At 46.3% G+C, this 25,623-nt stretch carries 16 protein-coding genes; 4 read left to right on the top strand and 12 right to left on the bottom strand.

Translation table 11 applies throughout. The features are described from left to right. Window positions 1-56 precede the first annotated feature (56 nt). The 7 genes from IQ270_RS15975 to treZ all read right to left on the bottom strand — a co-directional run bounded on the left by IQ270_RS15975 (window position 57) and on the right by treZ (window position 10,982). Window positions 57-1,835, bottom strand: coding sequence for an efflux RND transporter periplasmic adaptor subunit (locus IQ270_RS15975; RefSeq protein ID WP_193974151.1), 1,779 nt, complete (start codon window positions 1,833-1,835; stop codon window positions 57-59). 43 nt (window positions 1,836-1,878) lie between these two features. Further along, complete coding sequence (locus IQ270_RS15980; RefSeq protein WP_193974152.1) at window positions 1,879-2,427, bottom strand: PadR family transcriptional regulator; 549 nt, start codon at window positions 2,425-2,427, stop codon at window positions 1,879-1,881. A gap of 194 nt (window positions 2,428-2,621) precedes the next feature. Further along, a complete protein-coding gene (locus tag IQ270_RS15985; RefSeq protein ID WP_193974153.1) occupies window positions 2,622-3,137 on the bottom strand; it encodes a DUF4112 domain-containing protein in 516 nt (171 codons plus the stop codon). Between the two features lie 163 nt (window positions 3,138-3,300). Continuing rightward, window positions 3,301-5,199, bottom strand: a complete 1,899-nt coding sequence (gene dnaK / locus IQ270_RS15990; protein ID WP_193974154.1) for a molecular chaperone DnaK — start codon at window positions 5,197-5,199, stop codon at window positions 3,301-3,303. A gap of 514 nt (window positions 5,200-5,713) precedes the next feature. Then, window positions 5,714-5,842, bottom strand: a complete 129-nt coding sequence (locus IQ270_RS31930) for a hypothetical protein (RefSeq protein ID WP_255532436.1) — start codon at window positions 5,840-5,842, stop codon at window positions 5,714-5,716. A 198-nt stretch (window positions 5,843-6,040) separates the two neighbouring features. Next, window positions 6,041-8,833, bottom strand: a complete 2,793-nt coding sequence (treY, locus tag IQ270_RS15995) for a malto-oligosyltrehalose synthase (RefSeq protein WP_193974162.1) — start codon at window positions 8,831-8,833, stop codon at window positions 6,041-6,043. A 316-nt stretch (window positions 8,834-9,149) separates the two neighbouring features. Then, window positions 9,150-10,982, bottom strand: coding sequence for a malto-oligosyltrehalose trehalohydrolase (gene treZ, locus IQ270_RS16000; protein WP_193974155.1), 1,833 nt, complete (start codon window positions 10,980-10,982; stop codon window positions 9,150-9,152). Window positions 10,983-11,298: 316 nt separating this feature from the next. Between treZ and IQ270_RS16005 the strand changes: the two genes are divergently transcribed. Next, window positions 11,299-13,359, top strand: coding sequence for an amylo-alpha-1,6-glucosidase (locus IQ270_RS16005; RefSeq protein ID WP_193974156.1), 2,061 nt, complete (start codon window positions 11,299-11,301; stop codon window positions 13,357-13,359). Window positions 13,360-13,394: 35 nt separating this feature from the next. Then, window positions 13,395-14,435, top strand: a complete 1,041-nt coding sequence (locus tag IQ270_RS16010; protein WP_193974157.1) for a glucokinase — start codon at window positions 13,395-13,397, stop codon at window positions 14,433-14,435. A 234-nt stretch (window positions 14,436-14,669) separates the two neighbouring features. Here IQ270_RS16010 and IQ270_RS16015 read toward each other — a convergent pair whose 3' ends face one another. From IQ270_RS16015 to IQ270_RS16035, 5 genes are all read right to left on the bottom strand, one after another. Further along, window positions 14,670-15,119: an EVE domain-containing protein gene (locus IQ270_RS16015; RefSeq protein ID WP_193974158.1), complete on the bottom strand. Its 450-nt coding sequence runs from the start codon at window positions 15,117-15,119 to the stop codon at window positions 14,670-14,672. Continuing rightward, window positions 15,116-17,467, bottom strand: a complete 2,352-nt coding sequence (locus IQ270_RS16020; RefSeq protein ID WP_193974159.1) for an FHA domain-containing protein — start codon at window positions 17,465-17,467, stop codon at window positions 15,116-15,118. The genes IQ270_RS16015 and IQ270_RS16020 overlap by 4 nt, the downstream gene beginning before the upstream one ends. A gap of 154 nt (window positions 17,468-17,621) precedes the next feature. Further along, window positions 17,622-19,364 (bottom strand): ABC-ATPase domain-containing protein, encoded by a 1,743-nt coding sequence (locus IQ270_RS16025; RefSeq protein WP_193974160.1) that lies wholly within the window; start codon window positions 19,362-19,364, stop codon window positions 17,622-17,624. Between the two features lie 177 nt (window positions 19,365-19,541). After that, window positions 19,542-20,609: a M20/M25/M40 family metallo-hydrolase gene (locus IQ270_RS16030; RefSeq protein ID WP_228056421.1), complete on the bottom strand. Its 1,068-nt coding sequence runs from the start codon at window positions 20,607-20,609 to the stop codon at window positions 19,542-19,544. A gap of 38 nt (window positions 20,610-20,647) precedes the next feature. Further along, window positions 20,648-21,226, bottom strand: coding sequence for a hypothetical protein (locus IQ270_RS16035; RefSeq protein WP_193974161.1), 579 nt, complete (start codon window positions 21,224-21,226; stop codon window positions 20,648-20,650). Window positions 21,227-21,566: 340 nt separating this feature from the next. On the opposite strand from IQ270_RS16035, the gene IQ270_RS16040 reads away from it, so the two are divergent. Together IQ270_RS16040 and IQ270_RS31935 are read left to right on the top strand one after the other, a co-directional pair. Beyond that, entirely contained in the window at window positions 21,567-25,043 is a 3,477-nt protein-coding gene (locus IQ270_RS16040) for an EAL domain-containing protein (RefSeq protein ID WP_228056422.1), read from the top strand. Between the two features lie 305 nt (window positions 25,044-25,348). Next, window positions 25,349-25,474, top strand: coding sequence for a hypothetical protein (locus tag IQ270_RS31935; protein WP_255532439.1), 126 nt, complete (start codon window positions 25,349-25,351; stop codon window positions 25,472-25,474). Window positions 25,475-25,623 lie beyond the last annotated feature (149 nt).

Consider the following 25,623-nt stretch of genomic DNA (forward strand, 5'->3'; position numbering starts at 1 on the left):
CTTGTATAAATTATTTAATTCACGTTCCTAAGAGCGCTGAAGCGCAACTATGTACCTTATTTTTTGCTTTCTAGTGGTAATTTTTCTCCAGCTTTTTTCCCTTCTTCTTGAGCCATCACCGGAACACCGTCAGTCAAGTTGAGAATGCCTGCTACAATGACTTTTTCTCCTGCTTTCAAACCTTCGGTAACTTGATAATTATTCCCGTCAATGGTTCCCAATTTCACGGGTTTTTGTCGTGCTATTAAAGGTGGCATTCCAGGTTTTGGCTGTTCTGGCTTTTGAGCTGTAAAGACAAATGTTTGCCCTCCTAAGCGAGTGACTGCTGTGACTGGAACTAAAATTCCTGGCTTTTGGTCCCAGATGACTCTGGCTTTGACAAATTGGAGATTGAGCAGTTCGCCGCCTGGGTTGGGAAAGGTGGCTTTAGCTAAAATTGTTTGGGAGTTGGCGCTGACGTTGGGGGAGATAAAACTGATTTGGCCTTTGGCGATCGCATTTTCTCGATCGTCGAGCATTTCTACAGGCAAACCCAACCTTAATTGCGACATCCGTTGCAAAGGAATGGATAACCGCAAGTCTAGCAGTTGGTTCTCAGTTAAGGTGGCGATCGCATCACCTTTGTTCAAGTAGTCGCCGACTTTCACAGGTATGTCGCCGATGACTCCGGCGAAGGGCGCGATGACAGCAGTTTCTTGTAGTTGTACCTCAAAACCGCGCACTTGAGCGGCGGCTTCGGCAACTTGAGCTCGGGCTTGATCGAGCTGTTCTGGGCGGGTGCCGTTGGCTAACTCGGCTAATTTGGCTTTGGCTTGTGCGACTTCTGCTTCGGCTTTGGCTATTTCCTCCGGGCGCGAACCGTTTTGTGATTGTCGCAAAGCTTGCTGCTGCTGTTGCAAGGCTGCTGTGCGCCGATCGATCTCAGCTTGTCTGTTTTTTTGCCGTTGTTCTAATCGCCTTTGAGCTTCTCGGAGGTTGGCTTTGGCGGTACTTTCTTTTTGGATGTATTCTTGGAGGGTGTTTGCGGATGCTGCGCCTTCTTTGGCTAATACTTGATATCTCGCAAGTTGCTGGCTAGCTAGCTTTGCTTCGGCCGTGTTTGCTTCAATTTGGGCTTTTGCTTGGGCGATGTCTTCTAGGAGGCTGCCTGTTTGGGCATCGGCGAGATCGGCTTCGGCTTGGCTAACGCGGGCTTGGGCTTGACCTATTTCTTCGGGCCGAGAGCCCGATCGCAGTTGAGCTAAGTTGGCGATTGCTTGGGCGACTTGGGCTTGTGCTTGGGCGATTTCTTCTGGTCTTGAGCCTGCTTGCAGTTCGGCGTATCGGGACTCAGCGCGGATCAGGTTGGCTTGGGATTGTCTCAAGTCAGCTTGGGCGCTGTCGTTTTTCATCCGGGCGATGGCTTGTCCTTTGTCGATCGAGTCTCCAGATTTGACAAAAATCTCTGTGACTAGTCCTTCTACTTGCGGTTTGATTGCTACAGAGCGTTTTGCTTCTAAGCTGCTGACAAATTCCGAGGTATCTTGGACTGAGCTGGATTCTACGGTGGCGATTTTGACTGGTATGCCTTTGGGTTGACCTGCTGCTGCTTGTTGCGCCGGGGGATTGTGACTCGATCGCCACAGGTACCAGCCGAAACCTCCGCCTGTGACGATCGCGAGCGCGGCAATTAACAGCCAGCGCGAGCGGGGTTTAGCGGGGCGGGGGATCTCGGCAACGGCGGGAAAATCTGCTGCTCGATCGCTGTCTCCATCAGTTGGTTGCAGTTCCGGTGGGGCAGTAGATTTTTGCTTTGGCTCTTCAACAACGGATTCTGGCGATTTAGAATAACTCATTTGCAGCACCACTTATATTTTTTTGTACAAAATCCAAACTTATCTAGACTTTGGCGAAATCTGCGATCTTTGCGAAGCCTTGCTCTTGGGCTAGTTGCTCGCTCAACCACTGTATTTCTGATGCCAGCACACAGTTGCAGCGATCGCGAGCGGCGAATTGATAGTTGTCGGTTAGCGGATATTCGTTCTTGAGGCTTTCGATGTAATCTTGCCGGATGTAACAGACTCGCAAGCGGTGTTCCAACAATTTCAGCCGTTCTGCGGGTTCTAAGTCCTCAAAAAAGAAAAACTTGATCTGGAAGCGGGAACCGCTGTTAACCCAGCTTTCTTGAGGGTGTTCGAGCATTTTGTGTCGCCAGAGTTCGCGCCCTGACGGTGTAATTCCGTAGATTTTGCGCGGACAGCCCGCATCTCCGGCTTCTTCGGCAATTACCGAAATATGACCTCGCTCTTCCAAGCGCTTCAGCAGCGGGTAAATTGCTCCGTAGTTGACACTGATGCAACTGCTCATAAACAGCTCCAGTTGTTGCTTTAGCCGATAGCCGTGCAGGGGTTCCCGCTGTAGCAGCCCCAGGGCTGATAATTCAAGCATTTATATCACTTTGATATTACAGTCTAAATTAGATCATAGCTGACTCAAGGGCGATGGGGTAAATACCTCATTTGAGATAAATTACCAAGCTAGACACACGTTTAATCAGCTTTGTCAATAGTCTAAAGGTATATTATTTTAAGATCGGGAGAGGGCGATCGCTCGATCGGAAAAATTGGGTCTAAAATCCCAAATCAACGCCCAGTAAATACTTGAAACAACCATCCAAAAAGCATCACGCTCAAGAAAATTACACCGCCAACAATCAACATCAAACCCAACAGCAACGCCGCCACAAACAACCAATCAGCTTTTTTCCCAACAGTTTCAGGCGAACCTAAATGAGCGTCCAGCAATTCTAGATTCTTGACATTAGCTTTCCAAGCAACATCTAATAAGTCTCCAGCCACCGGTACAGTGCCAGCAACTGTATCCAATACAATGTTAGCCGCCATCTTGACTAAAGTCTCTTGCGGCACTCCCATTTGAGCGGATTTAAAGACAACATAACCTGCAAAAATTGAGCCGACTAAATCGCCTCCACCAGGGATAAGTCCCAATATCGGATCGAGTCCAATCCGGTATTTTGTGCCGGGAATCGGAATTGCATTATCTAGTAAATGACTGATGCGGCGGAGGCGGCGCAAGGAAGCAGCCTGAGATTGATTGGGAGTATTTGTGGATGAATTTTGTAGAGGAGGACGAGACATTTAGATTACTCCTGACTGTATTTCTTAGTCCGCGTAGGCGGACTTCGTTTTTGTAGAAGCGATTTCAATCGCCAAATTATCTTTCATCATACAGAGAAACCCGGTTTATATTCAAAACCGGGTTTCTTGCTTCTAGCTAGCTGCGGGCTGTTAGTTTAGCCTGCTATTTGTTGCCTTCGGTAAAGTCGGCATCGATGACGTCGTCACCGCCGTCAGTAGGGCCGCCGGTCGGGCCGCCGGTCGGGCCGCCACCGGAACCCTCTGCTTGCTGGTACAGGTTGCTGCTGATAGCGTAGAACGCTTGCTGCAACTCGGTTGTCAGTGTATTGATGGCGGAGTCGTCTTCTTTGGCGATCGCCTCGCGCAAGTCTTTAATCAACCCTTCAACTTTAGTCTTGTCAGCATCGGGAACTTTATCGCCCAATTCTGCCAACTGCTTCTCGATTTGATAGGCCAAAGAATCGGCTTGGTTTTTGCGATCGATCCGTTCGCGGCGTTCTTTGTCAGCAGAAGCATTTGCTTCGGCTTCTTTCACCATCTTCTCGACTTCATTACTGGGCAGTGTAGAAGCACCGGTAATGCTAATCGATTGTTCTTTCCCGGTACCTTTATCTTTGGCAGCTACATTCAAAATACCGTTAGCATCGATATCGAAAGTAACTTCGATTTGCGGTACACCGCGGGGTGCAGGCGGAACTCCATCTAAGCGGAAAGTTCCCAAACCTTTGTTGTCAACTGACATTTCCCGTTCGCCTTGCAAAACGTGAATTTCTACGTTTGTTTGGCCGTCTACAGCAGTCGAGAAAGTTTCCGACTTCTTGGTAGGAATAGTGGTGTTGCGGGGAATGATTTTGGTCATCACGCCGCCCAAGGTTTCGACACCGAGAGACAGCGGGGTAACGTCGAGCAACAAGATGTCTTTGACTTCGCCGGAGAGGACGCCGGCTTGAATTGCTGCGCCGACTGCAACCACTTCGTCCGGGTTTACTGTTTGGTTGGGGTCTTTGCCCAGGATTTTTTTGACGAGTTCTTGCACTGCTGGAATGCGCGTAGAACCGCCGACCAAGACAACTTCATTAATTGCAGATTTGTCTAATTTGGCGTCGCGAATCGCGTTTTCTACGGGAATGCGAGAGCGATCGATCAAATCCGAGCACAGCTCTTCAAACTTGCCCCGAGTCAAAGTCGTGTCCAAGTGTTTTGGCCCGTCTTGAGTCGCGGTAATAAACGGCAAGTTGATTTCTGCTTGAGTAACGCTAGACAGTTCAATCTTGGCTTTTTCGGCTGCTTCCGTCAGGCGTTGCAGTGCTTGTTTGTCTTTGCGGAGGTCAATTCCTTCGGCTTTTTGGAATTCGTTAGCAATGAAATCGACGATTTTTTTGTCGAAGTCGTCACCGCCGAGGTGAGTGTCTCCGCTGGTTGCGAGCACTTCAAATACGCCGTCGCCGACTTCGAGAATCGATACGTCGAAAGTACCGCCGCCCAAGTCAAATACAAGGATGGTTTCGTTGCTTTTTTTATCTAGTCCGTAAGCTAAAGCTGCGGCTGTAGGTTCGTTAATAATCCGCAGCACTTCAATTCCGGCAATTTTGCCAGCGTCTTTGGTAGCTTGGCGCTGGGAATCGTTGAAGTAAGCGGGAACGGTAATCACTGCTTGGGTAACAGTTTCTCCGAGGTATTTGCTAGCGTCTTCTACGAGTTTACGCAAAACTTGCGCGGAAATTTCTTCGGGAGCAAATTGTTTGCTGCGGGCGGGACTGTCGAGTTTGACGTTACCGCCGACGTTGAGTACCTTGTAGGAAACTTCGGTAGTTTCGTGGGTTACTTCGTCAATTCTGCGTCCGATAAACCGTTTTACTGAGTAAAATGTGTTTTCCGGGTTCATCACGGCTTGGCGCTTGGCGATTTGTCCGACAAGCTGGTCGCCATTTTTGGCAAATGCTACTACCGAAGGTGTGGTGCGCCCCCCTTCGGCGTTGGCGATGACGGTGGGTTTGCCGCCTTCCATAACTGCGACGCAGGAGTTTGTCGTACCTAAGTCAATTCCAACTACTTTTCCCATAGGGGTGTTCCGGCTCCAATCTCTACAAAATTTTGGTTTTCTATCTGTGCGATAGTCTGGTTATTCAGGACTGCGATTTCACCTGGCGGTTTACCCGTAGTGAGTCCTGCTTTAATACAGTCTTCGATAGGGTGCTGATCTCTATACTGCGGGCGGTAGACCTTGCGATGAAGGGGTATTTACCGAACCTGTTGGGGGACGGTTGCATCCGTGAGGCTTGCACCGCTACAGTTGTTGACTGCTTTTCTTTACTCTTCCTAATGTAGGGGGTGCGATCGCTAGTGGCATTGTGGCAAACCGTATATTTTGTGTTGTATTTGCCGTCTTATGTGTATAAATTTGGTTGGGCGCCTTCGGGAAAAGTTCTAGAAACACCTTTTCTATCGTTTTTTAGAGCATACTGTTTCAGATATCGGTATAATTCAGTATTTCCCGAGTCAAAAGAGTCTTTTCACAAACTGCTGGGACTCGGTTCTCTGGACTCTATAGAAGAGACAATCCAATTCACAATGCTTTACTCTTGAGAACTCCTACATTTTTTGATTAATGCAATTAAACCTTTAGAAGGTTCTGGCGGATCTAACATCATATCTAGCAAAAAGTCCCAGCCGCGCATGGTTTCGGTTTTAACGAGCGATCGCATTTTGCTATTCCTCCCGCTACACAGATTTTTTCATTACTCTTATTTTAAGCCAAAAAGCGCAGCGGTAGGTTTATACCTGCCGCTATAAAAAACCAGTTCGTCTTCGACGACTGATACCACGTCCGGTCGATTAATCACAAAAACGGTTCGCAGTCCGCACGCGCGAACCAATTTGCTAGGTTGACTATTGACTACTGACTATTGACTAATCAGCAGAGCGACGGGAAAGTAACCGAGAGCTTCACCAACTGCCAGCATACCGTTACTTTCTACTGGCTGGTCGGTAATGGCATCTTTCCAAACAGACGGCATTTGCTCGGACAATACTAGATTAGTATCTTTCCAGACTTGTCTGCCGATCGGCATTTCTTGTGGTTTGACAACTCCTGTCAAAAACCGAGGAGCGATCGCCACTACTGTAGTATCTCCAAAACTTCGCGCAAAGGCAACCACATTGTCCTTAAACGTGCCAACTACTTGCAAGGATTGATAGTCGCCTGATTGAAACACTTCCAAGTATTTTTTTCTCGCTTCTAGCACTCTTGTCGTCAAAAACAGCTTGATTCTCGCATCTTCCCGCGTCGCCATCAAATCTTCCACCAGTTGCAAAATATCAGTCTTAGCTTGCTGTTTAATTGACCGCAAAACTTCGATTCTGCGGTCAAAATCAACGGGACGGCGGTTATCTGGATCGACGTGGCTTAAATCCCAGAATTCTGTGCCTTGATAAATGTCTGGAACGCCCGGGGCGGTGATTTTGAGCAGGGTTTGAGATAAAGAGTTGAAAATTCCGTAATCAGCTACTTTTTTCCAGAAAGGTAGAAAATTTTTCAGGAATTGATTTTTTTCCGAAAGTTCGAGAACGCTATCGATAAAGGCTAGAAAACCTGTTTCGTAGTCATTGTCAGGTCTCAGCCAAGCCGTGTAAACTTTGGCTTCGCGGACAGCTTTGATCGCATAATCTTTGAGGCGATCGACATAATCAGTGTTTTCAATTCCCTCAAACGGAAAACTGCCGAGCATAGTTTGGTACAAGAAGTATTCATCGTTAGTATCGGGAACCATTCGATTCACAAAATTGAGTTTCTTAGAAGAGTTTAGCTCTCTCCACGACCTGACTTGCTGTTCCCATTCCTCTGGAATTTCTGACAAAACGTTAATTCTGGCTCGCACATCTTCGCCCCGTTTGGTATCGTGGGTAGCTGTAGCATTCATTTTGTGCGGCCAAGCTGCTTGCTGCTGTTTGTTGAACTCGTGAAAATCTGCCAGCGAAACACCGAACTGACTGGGGTTTCCGCCCACTTCGTTGAGGGATAAAAGCCGATAGTAGACGTATAAAAGCGTGTCTTCAACCCCTTTTGCCATCAAGGGCCCTGTCAACTGCTGGAGTTTCATGACAAAGTGCCGTCGCTGCTCTTTTTGTTCGACTGTTAGGTGTTCTTCTTCTTCTAGCAACAGCACCGTTTCGATAAATTTAAGTTCTTTGAGGAGTCGCGGTGCTTGTTCTTTCGCATGGGCGATCGCATATTTTACGTAAGTGCGATCGGACTCTCGCAAACCCTCTTGATTTATGTAAGTTCGGTACACCGGAAAAATCGTCAAAACTGCTGACAGCGCTTTTTCCAAACCCGGACGAGTAAAATCGTTTCCCTGTCTCGATTGACCGGAAATATTCTTCAAAAGCTGAGCCAGATTGTCTACATCTCCCGCCAAATTTTTCTCAACAATCAACCCTTTTTTGTCTAAAAACAACTGTTCGTAGGGAACATTCAAGCGAGTAAATCTCTGATATATTTCGCTCAATTGCTGTTCGCGATCGCACCGACAAAAAACGCCGTTTATATAATTCAAAAAGTCGTAGCCGCTCGTCCCCTCTATCGGCCAATATGACGGCAAATCTTCTTCGTGTTCCAGAATTTTTTCAACAGTAATGTAAGTTTCTCCGACTCTCTCCCGCAGCCGTTTCAAATATTCAGTCGGATCGTAAAGTCCGTCAATGTGATCGATTCTCAATCCGGTAAACTTTCCCTGTTCAACCATGTCGAATATCAGAGCATGATTTTTGTGAAAAACTTTAATCTCTTCAACCTTTACCGACATCAGTTCGTTGACTGTAAAAAACCTGCGATAGTTAATTTCTTCAGCCCCCACTTTCCAGAAAGACAGACGGTAAAACTGATCGGAAAGCAAATCGTCCAGCAGATTAAAACTTTCGGAATTTCCCTTTTCTCCGTTGAAAACATTGATATTTTCATCGATAAATTCCTGCACAACGGGATTTTGATTGTAGAGTTCCCACAGCAATCCTTTGACAAAAGCAATCTGATCGTACCGGGCTTTACCTTTAGCTTCTGAAGACGTATTTTTGATCAAATAAAGAATTCCCAAGAATTTGATAAAATCAGGATGCCGCCTGCCTAATTCCCTGCCTAAATGCCCCAAGTTATGACTGATAAACTTAGCATAGGATTCAATTTTTACGGGCAATTTTAAACCGTAGTAATTGATAGTAAGCCCGATTTCGCTGTATTTGATTTGAATCTCGCCATTTTCCAGACACTCTCCATAAAAATTTCCCAGCAGCGGAGCCAACACTCGACCCCTGAGATGTTCGTAAGCGTGATTCCATTCAATATCGAAGTAATCGAAATAGTCAGAATCTGGCCCGTGTTCCAATACATCTAACAGCAACAAGTTTTGAGTGTCGTATGCCATGTGGTTGGGGACAATATCTTGCAGCCATCCCATGTTCTGTTTCTTGATTTCGTAGGTGAGAGATTCAAAATCTTCTGAGGTACCCAACTCGGGATTGAGCTGATTTGAGTCAACGACATCGTATCCGTGACTGCTGCCTTGTCTGGCTTTAAATATCGGTGAAGCGTAAACATCGGTAATTCCTAATTCTTCCAAATAGCTGAGAATTTGTTTGGCGGCTTTAAATTGAAAACCTCCATGAAATTGAATCCGATAAGTTGCTGTGGGAATTCTCATCACTGTTAATTTTACTCCTAATTAATTAGTTGCTCGGGTTTTTTGCTTAAACACGACTTATGCCATTTTCGATTGGGGCATTGAAGTTTTTCGATTGGAAATCAGTTATTCTAGGTGCGCCAGCGGGCTGAATGTGACGGCCGCCAAGTCAATGATTTTCGCGACTGACGCACCCTACGGGCGTGTTATGACTGTTCTCATTAAAAATAGTTATTTTAGGTGGATCAGGGGGCTGAATGTGAGACACTCTACGGGCGTGTTAGCACTGTTCTAATACAGAAATAATAAATTTCGTTGAGCGGCTGCCCAACCCAAGTTACGATTTCTGTATTAATTCGTAGAGTGCGAAACTCTGCGGTTTGACGGTCAATTCTTGCTCTGAACTGATCTTTTCAGGCAAGCTAGAACCCGAACCCATCCATTTTACACCAGCAGAGTCTAAAATTTTATTCCAATTGCCTTGGGGAAGTGCTGCGGCACAAGCGACCTCTTGTTTTTTGAAGTTTAGAATGCAGTATATCTGGCTGTCATCTGTCCAGCGACGTAGAAATAAGATTTTTTCGGATTCTATGCTGCAAACTTCTAGACGGTTTTTGTCGAGTTTTTTCAGGGCGGGAATTGTCCGCCGCAGTTGAATCAAGTGTTGGTGCCATTCCCAGAGGACTTTGTGTTTTCCTTCTGTTTGTTTTTCCCAGTTTAATTTGCATTTTTGGAAACTTTCTGGACTCTGGGGGTCTTGAAATTCGCCTCTACCTTCAAACATTTTAAATTCTTGTTGTTTGTCTTTGCGGATAGATTCTATTAAGTTAGGGTCTGAGTGGGAAACAAAGTACAAAAACGGTGCTGTTTCTCCGTATTCTTCTCCCATAAACAAGAAAGGAATGTAGGGAGAGATTAAAACTGTGCCTGCTGCGAGTTTCAATGCTTCAAATTCAACTATTTGTGAGAGTCTGTCTCCCAAAATGCGGTTGCCGATTTGGTCGTGGGTTTGGGCAAAGACTACAAATTTATTGCCCGGTTCATCTTTGACTGAATTGCCGTGTTTTCGCTTTCTGTGGGGGGCGTACTGGCCTGAGTAAACAAAGCTTTCTTTGAAGGCTTTTTCTAAGTGTTCGCATTTGCCGAAGTCTTGGTAATATCGGTCGTTTTCTCCGGTAAGCAAGGCGTGGAGTGCGTGGTGGAAATCGTCGCACCACTGGGTGTCAATCCCGAAACCTCCGAGTTCTTTGGAACGTATGGTGCGGGCATCGTTTAAGTCACTTTCTGCTATTAAATAAAGTTTTCTTCCCACTTCTTGAGAAATTTCGGCTGTGGCATCTGAGAGTTCTTGTAAAAAAGGTCGGGCACTGACTTCAAATATTGCTTGAATTGCGTCTAGTCTCAGACCGTCGATGTGATAGTCTCGAAACCAGTAGAGGGCGTTTTCAATAAAGTAGTTCCGCACTTTGTCGCTGTACGCGTCGTCGAAGTTGAGGGCTTCTCCCCAAATCGATCGGTATTTTGATGTGAAGTAGGGGCCGAATTCGGGGAAATAGTTTCCTTCGGGGCCTAGGTGGTTGTAAACAACATCAAGAATTACTGAAATGCCGTGTTCGTGGCAGGCGTTGATCAGTTTTTTGAATCCTTCGGGGCCGCCGTAGGAGTTTTGGACGGCGTAGGGATATACGCCGTCGTATCCCCAGTTTCTGTCGCCGGGAAATTGGGCGACTGGCATGATTTCGATGGCGTTGATTCCGAGTTCTTTAAGTTGTTTTAGTTGGGGAATTATTGCTGCAAAGGTTCCGGCTTGGGTGAATGTGCCGACGTGGAGTTCGTAAATTATTGTGTCGGCTAGGGGTATGCCTTGCCAGTTTGTGTCTGTCCAAGTAAAGGCGTTTCCATCTATTACTTGGGAGGGGGCGTGGACTCCTTGGGGTTGATATTTTGAGGCTGGGTCTGGTAGGTCGGTTTTTTCTTCGAGTTTGTAAGTGTAAAGGGTTCCTGGTGGGATGTCTGTCGCTGTGGTTTGCCAGTAACCTTCTGCGGATTGTTGCATGGGTATCAGGCGTTTTTTTGGGGAAACAATTTGGAGGGCTATTTGTTTGATGGTGGGGGCCCACACGGTAAATTCACATTGGTTGTTGCCGAGGTAATTTGCTCCTATTTGCATTTTGAGTTGTTCTTCTTATAAAATAGGTGGGTTGTGCGATCGCCGTTTGGGCGCTATCAAATGCTTTGACCTGAATGTTGGGAATCTGTTTAGAGGGTAGTATGGCTGAAAATAACAAACAACTAACTTTAGACAGAGCCATTAAAGGCGAGAATCTTGACTGGGAAAATGTAGCGGTTGGTTGTGTTTCTATTAAAGCATGAATATTCAAGAGTGCGATCGCCCAATTAACAGCTTGCAAGAGTTAATATTTCTTGTTGAGAATTGTAGAAAGTATACCTAAAGATAGATGCCAAATTAGGTCGAGTGTAAAAATATGGTGATTGCTTTTGGACGGGAAATTTGCTGCAATCTCGACTCGGCGGAGTCTCGCGAGTGGTTGGTGACAAACGGGATCGGCGGTTACGCTAGCGGGACGATCGCCAATCTCCTCACCCGCCGCTATCACGGACTGCTGGTAGCCGCCCTCAAACCCCCGCTGGCACGCACTTTGATGCTCGCCAAGCTGGACGAGACGGCTGTGTATGACGATCGCGCTTATCCGCTTTATACAAACCGCTGGGCCGACAGTACGATCGAACCCCACGGCTACAACTTCATCGAAAGCTTCCACCTCGAAGGGACGATGCCTGTTTGGAGGTTTGCGCTCGCCGACGCTATCATCGAAAAGCGGATTTGGATGGAGCAAGGTGCTAACACAACGTATATTCAATACCGCAGCCGCCGCGGTTCAAAGCCAGTTTCCCTGGCTGTTAAAGCCTTAGTCAACTACCGCGACTACCACGGCACGACAAGCGCGGGCGACTGGCAGTTGAGGCTAGAAACCTTGACGCGGGGGGTTTGCGTGACTGCTTTTGACGGAGCCGCGCCACTTTATCTGCTGACAGATGCCGAACATGAGGCTAAATTTCGAGTCTCGGCGCATTTATACAATTGGTACTACGGATTTGACCTGGCAGCCGAAAAGCGGCGCGGGTTGGACTACTGCGAAGATCACTTGCACGCGGCGACTTTTCACTTGGCGCTGGCACCGGGAAGCTCTGTGACATTGATCGCCAGCACTGATAAAAATCCCGAACTCAACGGCGGTACAGCTTTAGAATTGCGCCGCGCGGGCGATCGGCAACTGCTGCAAAACTGCCCGCAAGCGAGGGAATCTCCCGACTGGATCGAGCACTTAGTGCTAGCAGCCGACCAATTTATCGTCAGCCGCCCGCTACCGGAGGAACCCGAAGGCAAAACGATTATCGCCGGATATCCCTGGTTCAGCGACTGGGGGCGCGATACGACGATCGCCCTGCCCGGCCTCACAATCTGTACGGGGCGGTGGGACATTGCGCGATCGATTTTGCGGACTTTTGCGCGGTATGTCGATCGGGGAATGCTGCCGAACCGCTTCCCGGATGGGGGCGGGGCACCGGAATACAACACCGCAGACGCGACGCTGTGGTACTTTGAGGCAATTCGCGCTTATATCGATGCCACGGGGGACGACGAACTTTTGAGCGAACTCTGGCCTGCGTTATGTGAGATTGTTGATTGGCACGTCAAGGGAACTCGGTATAACATCCGCGTCGATCCCGATGACGGTTTAGTCTACGCGGGCGAAACCGGGCTGCAACTGACTTGGATGGATGCGAAAATTGGCGATTGGGTGGTTACTCCCCGGATTGGCAAGCCGATCGAACTCAGCGCGCTTTGGTACAATGCTATACAAGCTATGGCAAGTTTTGCTCGAAAATTGGGCAAGCCTCACCATGAATATCAGCAGTTGGGCGATCGCAGCGCCGCCGGATTCACCCGCTTCTGGAACGACTCAACCGGTTACTGCTACGACGTTCTAGACGGCCCCGACGGCAACGACAGCTCGCTGCGGCCCAACCAAATATTCGCCGTATCCCTGCCCCTAGACTCAATTCCTGCGGGTTCCGCCACCTCGCCCGCAGGGGGGATGCGCCAGAAAACCCGTTATACACCGCTACTCACGCCCCTCCAGCGCCGCGGCGCCGTGGACGCCTGCGCCCAGAGCCTTTTGACTTCCCACGGCCTGCGGAGCCTCTCACCGCAGCACCCGCATTACCGCCCAACCTACGGAGGCGACCAATTGCAGCGCGACAGCGCCTACCACCAAGGCACAGTTTGGGGCTGGCTGATTGGCCCATTTGTCTTGGCTCACTTGCACGTATACAAAAACCCAGCACAAGCTCGCGAATTCCTCGAACCGATGGCACATCATATAATGAGCGGCGGCGTTGGCAGTCTCGGCGAAATTTTTGATGCTGACGCCCCCCACTCGCCACGGGGCTGCACTGCTCAAGCTTGGACTGTGGCTGAGGTGCTGCGGGCTTGGTTGGCAATTAATACTTTGGGTGGTTAAATAGGGAATGCGATATTTGGTTGAATTGGAGGTTTATGACATTATTGTTAGCGGGCGATATTGGCGGCACTAAGACGATTTTGCGCTTGGTGGAAAGGACTGCTAAGGGTGAAATGAACGCTCTTTACGAGTTTCGCTATCCGAGCGGAGAATTTCCCGATTTAGTGCCGATTGTACGAAAGTTTTTGACGGAAGCTGCTGCCAAACTGGATTCTGTACCGCAGCCAGAAAAAGCTTGTTTTGCGATCGCAGGCCCGGTAGTCAACAACACCGCAAAACTGACTAATTTGCCTTGGGTTCTGGAAGCAAAGCGTCTGGAACAAGAATTAGGAATATCCCGCGTCAGTTTAATCAATGATTTTGTGGCGGTTGGTTATGGTGTGTGCGGTTTGGAAGCTAAAGATTTGCACGTTTTGCAAGCCGGAAAACCAGGCAAAAACGATCCAATTGCTGTGATTGGTGCGGGTACTGGTTTGGGAAATTGTTTTGCAATTCCCGAAGCAAATGGCATCAGGGTTTTTTCTTCCGAAGGGGGACACGGTGACTTTGCTCCTCGATCGGAGTTGGAGTTTGAATTGCTGAAATATTTGTTAGCAAAACATGACATTCCCAGAATATCGATCGAGCGTGTAGTTTCCGGCCAGGGAATTGTTTCAATTTACCAGTTTTTGCGGGACAGAAAGTTTGCTCCCGAATCAGCGGAGGTAGGAGAAGCGATCGCTCAATGGGAGTCAGAAATTGGTAAACGTGAGAAGACTGTCGATCCGGGGGCGACAATTGCTCAGGCGGCACTCAAAAAGTGCGATCGGCTTTCGGAACAAACAATGCAAATGTTTGTAGAAGCTTACGGTGCTGTAGCCGGAAATATGGCTGTTTCACTTTTACCCTACGGCGGTTTGTACGTAGCAGGTGGCATCGCTGCAAAGATTTTGCCGCTAATTCTAGAAGGCAGTTTTATGCGAGCTTTTACCCACAAAGGCCGGATGGATTCACTATTAGAAATGATCCCGGTTCGATTGGTTTTGAACGACAATGTAGGGTTAATTGGAGCCGCCGTTTGTGCGGCAGGCCTTTAGGGTATTGAATCTGAGGAAATTGCCAAGATTGGGGGCAGGCTAGAAGTCCACCCCCACAAGCATTTTGTGGCACAGGCATCTTGCCTGTGACAAAGATTGGGGGCGGGCAAGATGCCCACCCCACAAGCATTTTTGTGGCACAGGCATCTTGCCTGTGACAAATATCAACACTTGCCTATGAAAAATATTAGTGGCACAAGCATCTTGCCTGTGACAAATATCAACACCTTTCTGCTACCTCATCTTCAAAATCTTCTGGGCTTCACCTTCAGATATCGGCATCACCGACAAGCGATTACCTTTCCTCACAACCAAAATCTGATCAGCAGTAAACTTTGCTTTCAGTTCATCCAAAGATATTAATTTAGCAAATTCCTCAACAAACTCAACTCTCACAGTTTGCCAGCGAGCAGCATCAAGCTGCGATTTAGCATCATAATATTCGCTATTTAAATCAAACTGAGTCGGATCGGCAATCCCCGTTTCCACAACGCGCACCAACCCGACAATTCCCGGTATTTTAGTATTAGAATGGTAAAAAAATACTAAATCTCCCACACTCATTTGCCGCATAAAATTGCGAGCTTGATAGTTGCGAACGCCGTCCCAAAGCGAAATATTATCTGACTTCAAATCCGCAATACTGTAAACATCCGGTTCCGACTTCATCAGCCAATAATTCATAAAATATCTTTCCGCTTCTGCAACCACAGAGTCAACATCAAATAAACGACAATATGCACGCACAACATCCCCCAATTTAAACTCAAATTATCCCATGTCGGATCGTAAACAGGAGTAGGCTCAAAGGGCTGAGGAAGCGTGCTTCCGTCCGGCAATTGAGTAGGTGCGGGAACCATCCCATTCACATTAACTAAAGAGCCGTAAGCACCCACAGACCAGCGGCTTAACATCAACCAAGAAAATTTGCTCGCCACACCTTCCATCTTAAACAAAACTCCCGAAAATATAATCTGAGGCAGTAATATTAGAGGCAAAGCGCTGTTAGCTTGAGAGCCATTTTTAACGATGGCTGAAACAACTAATCCGAGACTTATGCAGCTCATCAAAGTGAGAAAAGTGGTAACAAATGCTCCCACAGGCCAGGAAATTAAACTGGGTTCTGGTGATTTAAAAGCAATTAGAATAACTGCTACCATTAACAGCGCTTGCAATACTGCTAAACCTGAAAGGATGAAAATTTTTGAACCTAAATAAGCAAACAATCCTAAGTTCACCAAACGTTCGCGCAAATAAATAGCTGCTTCTTTGACGATTTCTTGCAAAGAAGTTGCCAGTCCCACCCAGATAGCCGCGCAGGTAAATACAAACAAAACTCGCATCGCTAAAGGTGCTAAAGTGGCCTCCGGGGTTCCAATTAAGGGGTCTTTATCCCTGACTGCCAGCCGCAGCAAACTAATCCCTATCGGAGCCGTTAAAAGAGCTAAACTTAAGTTAACAAAGTCGCGGGAAATTAGCTGAAAATAACGCTGGGAGAGCAGAAAAAGTTGTTCGATCGAAGATACGGAGTTTGGCTGGGGAGGCGCTTGTTTTTTTCCTGCGTTGCCGGTACTGAAGTGGTTGACAATATAGCGCTGATAATATTCAGAATTTTTGAAAGTTTCCGCCCACCTCGGAACATTACTTTTATCTGCTAATTCGTTGTAAATGTCGGCAAAATCGCCCGTTTTCATATCAAAAAAATCGATCGCTTCCTGGGGCGGGCCGAAGTAACAGAGGTATCCGGGGACACCCATAAAAGCAATTCGATCGCACATCGTGATATTTGCTGTCGCGTGAGTCACCAGAATCACCGTCCGGCCTTGATTTGCCAACTTTCGCAGCAGTTGCATCATCTTCTTGTCCAAACCCGGATCGAGTCCTGAAGTCGGTTCGTCTAAAAAGAAAAGTTTCGGATCTGCTAACAGTTCGACTCCGATACTAACCCGCTTCCGCTGTCCGCCGCTAAGTTTTTTTACCAAAGCAGTGCGGCGGTGAGACATTTCAATATCTTCTAAAGTTTTTGCGACTACTTGCTTGACATCTGTATCGGGAGGTAAGCGCAATTTTGCTGCATAACTCAAAACTTCTTCTACTGTCAAATCGAAGTGTACAATGTCATCTTGAGGCACGTAACCAATTTGATTGCGGTAAATATTGAAGTTTTGGCGCAGGTTGTCGCCGTTGAGAAATACAACGCCTTCAGTAGTTTTTTCTATGCCTAAAAGCGTCCGCATTAAAGTAGATTTTCCAGCGCCGCTACCGCCGACTAAACCCACAAACTGCCCCGGTTCGATCGCCAAAGTGATGCTTTCCAAACGCTTCGGAATCACCAGAGAGTCAGCATCCAAACGAATTTGATGACCCGAGTCTTGCATTTCTAACTCACCGCTGCGGTAAGTGAGAGTAAAGGGCCCGATCCGAATTGCATCTCCCTCGGACAACTGTACAGAATTTGTAACTCGCTGACTGTTAACAAAAACCCCATTAACGCTGTGGTCTCGCAAAATATAATTGCCGCGGCTGTCTTGGTCAATTGTCGCGTGGCGGCGAGAAACCAGCGGCGCATCTAATTGCAGCGAAGCGTTTGGATCGCGACCCAACAAAACCGACCGATTCTTAAGAGAAATTGACTGCTTTCTGGGCACGGCAATTTGATTCGCAGTCGGATTAAAATAAGTCAGCAAAACTTGATTTTGAGGATCGAGACCGATTTTAACTTCTGTGCCGTTTTTGAGACAATAACCGTCATTGGGAGTGATGCGAGTGCGATCGACAAATAAGCCGTTAGTGCTCGGCCGCTGGCCGTCACCGTCGTAAATCCAGTAATTATTCCCAATTTGGCGCAAAACAGCATGAACGCCGGAAACGGCGCGCCAGGGGTCGGGAAGAATTAAATCTGCACGAGTGCGATCGCGCCCCAATACGTGCTGCAGCTGTTTTAACTCCAACTGTAAAACTTGCCCTTGACTGCTTAACACTAAATAAGGTCGATCGCTTAAAGCAGTCGGTTGTCCTATATTACCTATCATATTTAAATTGCAGTTTTTGCACTCACTTTTTCAGCATATCAAAAGGTGGTAGTTATTTGTTATTTGTTATTTGTTATTGGTTATTGGTTATTGGTTATTTGTTATTAGTTAGTTGGTAGGGGCGGTGCTCCCGTGCCCGCCCTCTTAACTCTTATCACCTTTTGGCAACAACCGACAAACTGCGAAGCCGATTAATTGCCGCCGCTAATTCAAAACGTCGAAACATCGCAAAATCCCCTTCCGGAAAAGAAGATAAAATATCCATCCCCTCCGCCTCAATATCTGCCATCACCAAATCTATGATTTCCGACAAAGTACGTTTCCCGTCCATGTATTGCTGCTTAGCACAAACCATTGCCGCAGCGATCGCCCTTAACTGTCCGCTGTCGGCAATTTGCTCGAGGGCGCCGAGATCGATCTCCTCAGTTCCGAAAGCCAATTCATCAACATTCCGCACCTTCACCCGCACATCTCGCCGTCCCCGACTCGGGTCTAAACTAGCAGGAACCGGCACTCTTTGAGTAATCTCACCAAAACTTTTTCCCCCTTCAGCAGCGCGGCTGGCAGAGTATTTTTCAGCAATTTCTTTAGCCTGTTCCGTCACGTTATATGCTGAAAAATTATCCATTGAAATCACAGTATCCGCCACATCAAAATAATCGCCGCTTCCCCCCATAACTAAAATAGTCGATACGCCACAATCTGCATCCAACTGTTTGACTTTATCGATAAAAGGCGTAATCGGTTCCTTATCCTTAGCGATCAGTTCTTGCATTCGGCGATCGCGAATCATAAAATTTGTCGCCGCCGTATCCTCATCCACCAATAAAACAGGCATTCTCCCCACCTCCAAAGCCTCAATAATATTAGCAGCTTGCGACGTGCTACCGCTCGCATTTTCCGTATAAAATTGTACAGTATCTCTACCTTGTGGCAACCGATTAATAAAAGGCGAAATATTTACTCCTGCAACACTTCTGCCATCTTCCGCCCTAATTTTAACCGCGCCCGGATTAGTCACCACAAATTCCCTACCATCTCCCGGAATTCGGTTGTAAACTCCCAACTCAATCGCCCTGAGTAAAGTTGATTTGCCGTGATAGCCGCCCCCAACAATCAAAGTAATGCCAGCAGGAATACCCATACCGGAAATTAAACCACGATTCGGACAATTAAACTCAACTTTTAACGACGGCGGCGACACAAAAGCCACAGCATCATTTAACAAAGGGCGATTGTCAACACCGCTGCAGCGGGGCAAAATAGAACCATCAGCAACAAACGCAACTAATTGTTTTTCAGCTAACTGCTGCCGCAGCCAGTCAGCATCTTCTACAGTTTCAACGTGACGGCGACATTCCGCAGCATTTAAGCTAGAATATTTCAGAGATAAGCTGACAATTCGCGGGATATCTTCGCACAGCATTTCAGCAGCTTGTCGCCCTAAAATACTGCGTCCGCCGGCCGGGAGTCCGACCGAAAATCGCATTTCAACTCCTCCTAAATCTCCGATAGTTGATGCAGTTGAGGAAATGATAAATGCGGAAGTTCGTTCTAAAACTTCTTGTCCGAACCGAGTCACTGCAATCAAACCGCTTTTGCCAGTGCCGCGCTTGCTGCTGCTGTTGCGTGCAGCTTTGTCAAACTGGCGGGTTAGGTAATCTCGCAGGGCTATTTCTCGACTGCGAGATTGGAAAAGTTCGCAGGGAATTCGAGCAATGTTTGGCGGAACTTTGACTCTAAATTTACTTGGAGAAGCAAACGGATCTGCCTGCACCCAATCAATAATCAATGTAAATTCATCAAATTTATAGCTGTCTTGAATTTCTTTGTAAGCTTTGTAGCCTCGATTGTCTAGTTGCAGTAAATGCCGTTGCAGGCTTTCTTTGTTAGTCATTTGTTATTAGTTATTACTTATTAGTTATTAGTTATTTAGCTGGTTCCTAGGCAGAGCCTAGGAACCGATTTCCAGAGGCTCTGCCTCGCTTGCTTGGCGTGGGAAAATTTGAGGCAGAGCCTCCGGATATGCGTTACCAGGCAGAGCCTGGTAACGAGTAGAATTACCGATTATCAATTATCGAATTTCCAATAATTTAGCTGCGGCATTGACAACAATTTGAGCAGAACCGGCGAAAAAAGGTCGATCGATAGTTGCTAGTGTATCAGTAGATTGGTGGTAGTGGGGCGATCGCAAATTTGCAGTATCCGTCACCAACACAGCACCAATTCCCTTATACCAGAAAGGCGCGTGGTCACTGCGTAAAACATCAGGAGTTAGCAACCCTTTCAGAGGAACCGGCAGCGCCACCACTGGCGGCAAATCGGCGTTTCTCGACTCCGCAAAAGTTTTCAACAGCAGCGGGTGTTCGGCATCTCCAACCACAGCGACAAACTCCCCTTTATCAGCAGATGTTACCCCCGATGCTTCGAGAAAAGGTTGCACTGTCAATCCTTCGGGATATCGCTGACACCCCGGTGTGCGACAGGCATAACCTACCATATCCAAAACTACCACTCCCTGCAAATTTTTTAATCGCGCCGCGCTACCTGCGAAGGCTAAACTGCCTAAAAGTCCGATTTCTTCTCTGTCGAAAAATGCTACTTGCAATGTCCGAGGAGTGGGACGAGAACCCAGTAATCTTGCTACTTCTAAAACTACTGCAACTCCCGTCGCATTGTCGTCAGCACCGGGAGATTGTGGTACAGTATCGTAGTGTGCTGCGACTAAAATTGCCCCGGCGTTGGAATCAGTACCTTTTCTCTCGCTAAAAACGTTGATTCCGCGATCGAACGGCTGCAACTCAGGGGAAAATCCTAAATTATTTAGTTGTTGGGAAATGTAGTTTCTCGTGAAAGTGCGATCTCTTTCTCCATCGCGCTCTCCTGCTAGATTTTCGACGTGTTTCCACAACCGAGATGAGTCAATTTGGGGTGCGCCGACAGCATTTTTTTCAACAGTCAGCGGCGAGGGAGACGGATTTTGGGAACTGTCGGTAGCGCGGACGATCGAAACCTGCGGAACACCAGAAAACTGCTGCAACGAGTCAGAACCCCAACCTACAGCCGCCACCGCGACTAAAATAAATAGTCCTATCCAAATCAATTGTTTCATCAGTTTCAGCAATTCAATGGCGACAGTCAAGCATACTCATTTACCATTTAATATTTCACAGATAAAAACTACTTTTTATCCAAATCTATCTCCTTGTTTCCCAAAATCAAACTATTGCTCCCAGGCCAAGCGTAAGGAATAGTTTTTGCCAAGAAATCAACAATTTCAGTTGGTTGTTGAAACCACTCGGAATAGCTGGGATTGAGTTTGTCGTACAGTGCTTTTAAAGCTTGGATTTCTGCTTCTAGCTGTGCTGCTGCTTGATTGATTCTGCGAGCTTGTGCTTGCAAGAGCTTTTCCCCGCTGTGAACGTGGTTTTCTACTTCTTGCCAGTGCTTTCCGGCTAGCAATTTGTCTAGTTCGCCTTGTTTGTAATTGAGTACAGCCTCTTTTTGTTGCAATTGCTTTTCAATAATTTGAGTTTCTCGGTCAATCTCCTGAATTTGCTGCAACCACTGCTCCCCAAAGGCAGCATTTTGCTGGTGAAACTCGGCAATGGCTTCAGGAGTATTATTCTTGGGAAAACTGACTGTCACTCGGCACTCTGAGCGCTGGGAGCGAAGTTTGTCCCGCGACTCTTGCATGGTGGTAACTTCTGCTTGCAGCGCGCGCACTTCTGTTTGGAGTTCTGGGATTGTCTGACTCATTGGTTCAATTAGTGGATCTCTGTATCGATTTTAAGCTAATTGTTTATTTTTCTAACAAATCTCACTCGCTTTTCGGACACAATTATCTAATTTTAGCGCCCTCAAGTCGTTGTCTAAGCATAATGGCGGATAATTTTTGGCAAAATGGCCAATGACACATTTTAAATTATGATTATAATTATAATTAGTTAGTAAAAAATATTTTTTGCATAGATGTACTTTATCAAATCAACATAAATCAAGATCGGATATATTTTTCTATTGCACCTGAAGTTACGATCGCCTTTTTCATATTTTTGACGGTGGTAAAGCATATGTTTAAACTTAGGAACTAGGTCTCATGAAAATCACTTGTAAATTAATGTTGCAATACTTGCTTGCTGCTGTGCTTGGTGTCGAATGTTGCATTAATCTCACATCTTGCACCATTTTCAAGAACGGGCAAGATGCCCGTTCCACAAAAGATCAACTTTCTTGTGGAACAGGCATCTTGCCTGTTCATAAAAAGCTTATTGAGAATGGTGCAAGTTCTCAGATTAATCCAAAAATATTGCCGGGAAGTGTAGGGCATGGAGGTGGCAATCGCTCTGTAGAAGCAAGTTTGATACCGCCTTACAAAATTAGCTATTTGCGATCGGCATCTGGCGCTACTTCTGCAAGCGCCGACTTTTTTGGAAATAATTTCTTCAAAATAGCACCTGTAAATCCACAAAGCAACAATTTTATACAGTATGAGCAAAATCCTCAAAAAGAGCCTACTTTTAGTTTAAAAAAAATCGATTATTATCTGGCTTTTCTGTTCGTAATAATGTCCTTATTAATCAGGACGAATACGGTAAGTATGTTATTTAAGGCGATCGGCTTAATCAAAAGCAAGCCTGAAACAGGTAAGGACAAGCTAACAGAAGCATACAAAGTGTTACCTCAAAAAAAAGAACAGGATATCCGGGACACTATTGCCAAAATGACCCAAAATTTGCAGCAAACTGCCGAATATGCCCTAGATATTTGCGAAGAAATGAGCGTCTCGATAATTGCGACTACCCCGCGCGGTCATATCTTGTCGTTAAACAAAGCTACCTGTCAACTTTTAGGATACTCTAAAAAAGAGTTGTTAAGCAAACCAATAGCTGGACTTTTTAAGAAAAATGAATCACCGTCAACCGGGTTAGAATTAGATTTTTTGACAGTCGAAGGTTCTGTCCGCAACGTCGAAAAAGTCTATTTTTCCAAGCACGGAAAAAGAATAATTGTGCTGCTTTCTATTTCAACTATTCGGGACTGCAAAGGCGAGGTCAGCGGCAAGTTGTATGTAGCACAAGACATTACCGATCGCAAGCGGGCTGAAAGAGATATGCGGCGTAGTGAAAAAAAGTTTCGCCAACTGATAGAAACTGTTAATGCTGCTGCATTGATCTATCAGCGCCGACAGTTGCGCTATGTCAATTCTCAGACAGAAGCTTTGACTGGATATAGTCGCGAAGAATTGCTAGGCTTGGATTTATACGATTTAATCGATCCTGATTTTCGACAAATAGTTAAAAAATGGGGTAAAGTCAGCCCCCGCGGAGAAACTGCAGGCTCACAATATGAATTGAAAATTATCACTAAAACCGGAAAAACACGCTGGATAGAAGCAACTGTAGATATTATCAAATTTGAGAGAAAAGCGTCAATATTAGTCACAGCCTTTGACATCAGCTATCGCAAATTAGCAGAGTTAGAATTAGAAACATCTCTTTCTTTGCTTCAAGCAACCATTGAATCTACTGCTGACGGCATTCTGGCGGTTGACAGCCAAGGAAAAGTTGTCAGCTTTAACCGCAAGTTTGCTAAAATGTGGCAGTTGCCAGATTTGCTGCTCAATTCGAGAGATAGCAACCAAATTTTTGGGTTCGGAATCAACCAGTTAAAATACCCACAAGTTTTTATCAACAGCGCCAAAGAATTGTCCTTACGCCCTGCGGCAGAAAGTTACGATATCATCGAGTTTCAAGATGACAGAATCTTCGAGCGTTACTCGCTACCGCAGCACACCGGAGACAAAATTACTGGTCGAGTATTCAGCTTTCGAGATGTCACCGAACGCTTGCAATCAGAAGAGAAACTCCGCAAAAGCGAAGAACGCTTTAACCTGCTGACTCGGGCAACAAATGATGCAGTATGGGATTTCAATTTTTTGAACAATGAGTATTGGTTGAGCGAAGAGTTTGAAAAAGTTTTTGGTTACAAACTTAACGAAACTCATACGATAGAGTTAGAATTATGGTGGCTAAATATTCATCCAGAAGAACGAGAAAGGGTGAAGTCAAGCTTTAACCAAACAATGATATCAGACGCTCAATGTTGGTCGGAAGAATACAGCTTTCGCCGTGCAGACGGGGGATATGTTTTCGTGCTCGATCGCGGATATATCATCCGCAATGAAAGTGGCAAAGCAGTAAGGGCGATCGGCACGATGATGGATATCACTCAGCGCAAGCAAGCTGAAGAAATTATTCGCTATCAAGCTGTTTACGACCAACTCACTGGTTTGCCGAACCGAACCCTTTTTAACGAGAGGCTTCAGACCTCCTTAAAACAAATTAAACAAACCGAAAAAATGCTAGCTGTGATGTTTTTAGACTTGGACAGATTCAAAAAGATTAATGATACACTAGGTCACGCTGCGGGCGATCGCCTGTTAGAAGGTTTTGCCGGACGCATCAGCGACAGTTTGCGATCGACTGATACGGTAGCCCGCTGGGGAGGCGACGAATTTACCGTACTGCTTCCCGATATCAATTGCTTAGAAGATGCGGTTAAAACAGCTCAAAGGATTCTTGACAATTTAAAGCCCGCATTTAAACTAGAAGGTCAACCGTTTCACATCAGCAGCAGCATCGGCGTTGCCGTTTATCCCAACGACGGCGAAGATGCCGAAACTTTAGTCAAAAATGCCGATTCCGCCTTGTACCGCGCCAAAGAAATGGGAAGAAATAACTATCAGTTGTATGCTTCAACAATGAATCCCGAAGGCAGCCAGTTGTTGACTCTAGAAAACAGGTTGCACGATGCTCTACAACAGGGAGAATTTGAGGTTTTTTACCAGCCAAAAGTCAACATCACTACTTGGAAAATTCAGGGGATGGAAGCTCTGCTGCGGTGGCACCATCCAGAATTAGGTTTAGTTTCGCCCGCTACATTTATTCCGATCGCCGAAGAGAACGGGCTGATTGTACCTATTGGCGAATGGGTACTGGAAACTGCCTGCACTCAAAATAAAGCTTGGCAGGATGCTTTGCGACCAGATTTGCGGATCGCAGTCAACTTTTCGGCTCGGCAGTTCCAGCAATTTAATTTAGTAAAAATGGTGACAAATTGCTTGGAAAAAACAGGTTTAGCACCGCAGTATTTAGAGTTGGAAATTACCGAAAGTACAGCTATGCAAGATGTGGATTATACCACAAAAGTTCTGAGGGAGTTACAGAATATGGGAGTGCAGATTGCGCTGGACGATTTCGGTACGGGTTATTGTTCTCTAAATTATCTCAAAAAGTTTCCGTTGAATATATTAAAAATTGACAAATCCTTTGTCAACGGGCTGACTACCGATCCGTGCGAACGGGCGATCGCCAATGCTGTAGCGACGCTGGGGCGAGATTTGAATTTGAGCGTGGTAGCTGAAGGAGCAGAAACTAAAGAGCAGTTGGATTGTTTGCGCGAACTTCACTGTCAAGAAATTCAGGGTCACTATTTCAGCGCTGCGCTATCAGCAAATGATGCTAGCAAGCTCTTGGTAAATTCTCTGTTGAGGAAAGTGAGAATTAGTCATTAGTTATTGGTTATTGGTTATTGGTTATTCGTAAATTGTCGGGTGGGTGAGAGCGGTTCAAGCTTTATCGGCTGTCCTGAACTCTTGGCGATAAGTTAATCTAATGTCTGGTAATTGGTAATGGGTAATATGTCCCGAATAGATATTCAATTACCAATTACCTTTTTCCCCATTAACAATGACTAATGACTGCTGACTAATGACTAATCAAGCTCATGGAAACCAACTTGCACGAAATCCAGTGCAGGCTGATTAAAACCTCCGTTTTAAACTTGTGGCAAATAGTTTTGCCGCACTGAAAGAGAATTTTGCTGGAACACGCCGGCTGCGGACACTGGACTTTTCGGTCTAACGTCGTTGAGAAATCTCATCGGGAAGTGCGAAAAGCTTTTTTGGGAGCGATCGGCATTTGCTCCTCGGCCGGCCGCAGTTAACAGTATAGACAGGCAGTGCCGTGTCCCTACTAGATGGGCGATCGATTTTACTGTAGATCGATTTTACTGCCGATCGCCCGCCGCAACTTAGGAATGAAAATTTAATAACTTACCATTTTTATTGTTCTTGTGGGATGGGCTCTATAGCC

Source organism: Microcoleus sp. LEGE 07076 (assembly GCF_015207455.1).
GTDB lineage: Bacteria > Cyanobacteriota > Cyanobacteriia > Cyanobacteriales > Microcoleaceae > Microcoleus.

Bases quoted from the DNA above. Each gene is read 5' to 3' on its own strand.
- IQ270_RS15975 (WP_193974151.1), bottom strand. From the start codon at position 1,835: ATGAGTTATTCTAAATCGCCAGAATCCGTTGTTGAAGAGCCAAAGCAA.
- IQ270_RS15980 (WP_193974152.1), bottom strand. From the start codon at position 2,427: ATGCTTGAATTATCAGCCCTGGGGCTGCTACAGCGGGAACCCCTGCAC.
- IQ270_RS15985 (WP_193974153.1), bottom strand. From the start codon at position 3,137: ATGTCTCGTCCTCCTCTACAAAATTCATCCACAAATACTCCCAATCAA.
- dnaK (WP_193974154.1), bottom strand. From the start codon at position 5,199: ATGGGAAAAGTAGTTGGAATTGACTTAGGTACGACAAACTCCTGCGTC.
- IQ270_RS31930 (WP_255532436.1), bottom strand. From the start codon at position 5,842: ATGCGATCGCTCGTTAAAACCGAAACCATGCGCGGCTGGGACTTTTTG.
- treY (WP_193974162.1), bottom strand. From the start codon at position 8,833: ATGAGAATTCCCACAGCAACTTATCGGATTCAATTTCATGGAGGTTTT.
- treZ (WP_193974155.1), bottom strand. From the start codon at position 10,982: ATGCAAATAGGAGCAAATTACCTCGGCAACAACCAATGTGAATTTACC.
- IQ270_RS16005 (WP_193974156.1), top strand. From the start codon at position 11,299: ATGGTGATTGCTTTTGGACGGGAAATTTGCTGCAATCTCGACTCGGCG.
- IQ270_RS16010 (WP_193974157.1), top strand. From the start codon at position 13,395: ATGACATTATTGTTAGCGGGCGATATTGGCGGCACTAAGACGATTTTG.
- IQ270_RS16015 (WP_193974158.1), bottom strand. From the start codon at position 15,119: ATGAATTATTGGCTGATGAAGTCGGAACCGGATGTTTACAGTATTGCG.
- IQ270_RS16020 (WP_193974159.1), bottom strand. From the start codon at position 17,467: ATGATAGGTAATATAGGACAACCGACTGCTTTAAGCGATCGACCTTAT.
- IQ270_RS16025 (WP_193974160.1), bottom strand. From the start codon at position 19,364: ATGACTAACAAAGAAAGCCTGCAACGGCATTTACTGCAACTAGACAAT.
- IQ270_RS16035 (WP_193974161.1), bottom strand. From the start codon at position 21,226: ATGAGTCAGACAATCCCAGAACTCCAAACAGAAGTGCGCGCGCTGCAA.
- IQ270_RS16040 (WP_228056422.1), top strand. From the start codon at position 21,567: ATGAAAATCACTTGTAAATTAATGTTGCAATACTTGCTTGCTGCTGTG.